Here is a 3051-nt window from a genome sequence, read left to right as displayed (position 1 = left end):
ACCTCAAACTCAACGAGATCGGCCGGATCCGCATCCGCACCACCGTTCCGCTGCTCGTCGACGACTACCACCGCAACCGCACGACGGGAGGCTTCGTGATCATCGACGAGGCCACCAACCGCACGGTGGGCGCGGGCATGGTCGTGCAGCGCGACTGACGTCGCGCCGCGAAGAGGATCGGGGGTCGGCGTTCGCCGGCCCCCGATCGTCGTGTGCGCCGGCGGCATCGTCGGGCACGCCACCGCGATCGTCGGGCACGCCGCCGGCAGGTTCGTGCACGTCGCGCCGCGATCGTGGGCGCAGCGGCCAGCTAGGCCCCGCGCCCCGGCGGGTCGACCCGGGCCGCCCAGCGGCGCAGCAGGTCGATGCCCTCGTCGAGCTGCCCGCGCTCGGTCAGCAGCGTGATCAGCAGCGGCAGGGACCGCCGGTTGCCCTGCTCGACGGAGCGGCGCAGCAGGTCGATCGCCTCGTCCGGACGACCACCTGCGGCCAGCAGGGCCGCCAACTCGTCGTGCGCCCCGGGATCGCCGAGGTCGGCGGCCACGCGCCAGTAGCGTTCGGCCTCCTCGGCCTGGCCCCGCTCGGCCAGCAGCGCCGCCAACCGGGCGGCGGCGTGCCCGTCGCCGTGGTCGGCGCGCAGCCGCAGCTCGTCGGTGTGCCCACGGTCGGCCAGCAGGTCGACCAGGACGCTGCCCGCCCCCCGCGCCCCGGAGGCCCCCGAGTCGGCGAGGTCGCGCAGGTAGCCGGTCGGGTCGGGCACCGGGGTCAGCCCGGTCGCCTCCGACCCGAAGAACCGGCTGCCGCCGAACTCCAGGCGCAGCCGGTCGTCGAGGTCGTCGGCCAGGGCGATCATTCCGCGTACGGCCAGCAGCAGGTGGGTGGGGACGAAGTCCTGCCCGAAGACGGGGATGGAGGCCCAGACCGTGCCGCCGGTGCAGTAGACCCGGCCGACGACCAGCCCGTTGGTCAGGTCGGAGAGGCGCTGGTAGAGCGTCTCGGTCGGCTCGACGCCGGTGAGCAGCGGCGAGAAGACGTCCACCAGGGGCGGGTCGTCCTGGACGCGTACGAAGATCATGGCGGAGCCGGCGCGGATGCCCACGTCGCCGTCGGCGTCGACCCGCAGCTGGTCGGCGGTCACGCCCAGGACGGCGGCCAGGATCCCCTTCACCCGCTCGGTGAGCTTGCCGCCCTCGGCGTGCGCGTCCCCGAACGCGGACGGCGGCGGGCGGCGCGGGCCGGCGACCGGCCGCGCGGCCAGCGCGGCGGCCAACCTGGTGCGCCCGGGAACGGGCGCGGCGGTCGTGGTCGTCGCCGGCCGGGCGGCCAGCGCGGCGACCCACCGCTGCCACCGGCTGTCACGCGCCGTCATCGTGGTCACCGTCCGGTGTGTCGGCGGGCGGTTCGGCCGGCGGTTCCACCCGGACCTGGTCGAACATCTTGGCGATCACCAGCGGCGCGGCCACCCCGAAGGTGAAGCTGGCGAACGCCGTGTCGGCCAGGCCACCCGCGCCGGCCGCGGCGGCCAGGCCGGTCCCCGCCGCCGCCCGCAGCAGGACGGCGAAGACGACGATCGGCCGGTCCCGCCGGTCCCGCCACGGCCACTGCCACCGGCCCCCGGACTCGCTGGTCGGGCGCATCATGGCGGAGAGATTCAGTGCCTCCGCGACGGCGCTGCCGACCATTCCCCACATCGCGGCCATCCATAGAGACACGTCCCAACCCTAGCGATCGAGGGAGCCGCCACCGGCACCGCCCCACGCGTGGGTGGCGACGCCACTGCCCACGGTAGCCGGGCGCCACAACGGACCGTCCGGCCCGGACCGTCCGTTGTGGTGGGCCGCGAAAGCGCGGTCAGGAGGCCGCCGGCACGGTCAGCAGGTAGTCGTCGGCGTCGGCGCTCCACCGCAGGTCGACGACCCCGCTGGTCGCGGCGGCCTTGCAGAACTGGAGGAAGCTGCGGTAGCCGAGCTTCTTCTCGCTGAAGTCCGGGCGCGCCCGGCGCAGCTGGTTCTTCAGCCCCGACAGGGCGACGTCGCCCTCGCCGCGAGCCAGGTCGGCGACGACGGACCGGAGCAGCCCGAAGGCCACCTCCCGGTCGCCGTGCTCGGGCAGGGACACCTCGGGGTCGCCCTTCGCCGGCCCCTCGGCCAGCTCGATCACCGTCCGGCCGGCGAGGTGCCGCAGCAGCTCGCCGAAGGTGCGGAAGCCGTAGTCGGACTCGCTGAACGTCGGGTCCTTGCGCAACAGGGTGCGCTTGAGCGTCGAGGCGGTGACCTCCCCGCTGGAGCTGCCCTGGAGGCCGGCCACGGTCTGGGCCACCAGCACGCTGAGCGTGTCGACGTCGCGGGCCGGCTCCGCGCCCACCGGCTGCGCCTCGGGCTCCGCCGCCTCCACCGGCTCCGCCTGCTCGACCTGCTCGGGCTCCGGGCTGGGCAGCCGGGCGGGCCGGCCGCGCCGGGCCCGCGCCGGCGGGACGTCGACGCCCTCGAGACGGTCGTAGTAGAGGAACTCGTCGCACGCCGGTGGCAGCAGCGCCGAGGTGGACTTCTCCACGCCCACGCCGATGACCCGCTTGTTGAGCTCCCGCAGCTTGTGGACCAGCGGGGTGAAGTCGCTGTCGCCGGTGCAGATCACGAACGTCGAGACGTACGCGCGCTCGAAGGCCAGCTCCACGGCGTCGACGGCCATCTTGATGTCGGCGGCGTTCTTGCGCGAGGCGCCCATGCGCTGGGGCATCTCGATCAGCTCGACGTGGGAGCGGGTGAGCATCCGCCGGTCCTCGTCGAAGTAGGACCAGTCGGCGTACGCCCGGCGCACCACCACCCGCCCCCGCTCGGCGAGGGCGTCGGCGATCGGACGCAGGTCGAAGACCATGCCGCCGAGGTGCTCGCGCGCCCCCAGCGCGAGGTTCTCGTAGTCGAGGAACAGGGCGATGCGGTCTTCGTGATCCACGGACGCCAGCGTACGCCCGGTGCCGGCCACCTGCGGCGTACGCGCCGCGCGGCACGGCTGTCGGGGGTGGCGGCGCGGCGCGACTGTCGGAGGTGGCGG

The 3051-nt window shown here is 74.7% G+C and carries 3 protein-coding genes and 1 pseudogene; 1 reads left to right on the top strand and 3 read right to left on the bottom strand.

Annotated elements, in window-relative coordinates; translation table 11 throughout:
• Positions 1 to 158: pseudogene (locus LPU61_RS31420) on the top strand (sulfate adenylyltransferase); the annotation flags it as partial.
• 152 nt (positions 159 to 310) lie between these two features.
• Here LPU61_RS31420 and LPU61_RS31900 read toward each other — a convergent pair.
• From LPU61_RS31900 to LPU61_RS31405, 3 genes are all read right to left on the bottom strand, one after another.
• Positions 311 to 1369 carry a hypothetical protein gene (locus tag LPU61_RS31900; RefSeq protein ID WP_144420247.1) on the bottom strand — a complete coding sequence of 353 codons (1059 nt, stop codon included), beginning with the start codon at positions 1367 to 1369 and terminating at the stop codon, positions 311 to 313.
• Entirely contained in the window at positions 1356 to 1712 is a 357-nt protein-coding gene (locus tag LPU61_RS31410) for a hypothetical protein (protein ID WP_141722256.1), read from the bottom strand. The genes LPU61_RS31900 and LPU61_RS31410 overlap by 14 nt, the downstream gene beginning before the upstream one ends.
• Before the next feature lie 139 nt (positions 1713 to 1851).
• The gene (locus tag LPU61_RS31405) at positions 1852 to 2952 is read right to left on the bottom strand and encodes a PIN domain-containing protein (RefSeq protein WP_229406981.1); all 1101 of its coding nucleotides are present in this window, start codon (positions 2950 to 2952) and stop codon (positions 1852 to 1854) included.
• Positions 2953 to 3051 lie beyond the last annotated feature (99 nt).

This window comes from Micromonospora sp. NBRC 110038 (genome assembly GCF_020884815.1).
GTDB classification, from domain to species: domain Bacteria; phylum Actinomycetota; class Actinomycetes; order Mycobacteriales; family Micromonosporaceae; genus Micromonospora; species Micromonospora haikouensis.
The sequence above is the reverse complement of the archived record's forward strand: the minus strand, read 5'-3'. Positions and strand labels throughout refer to the sequence as shown.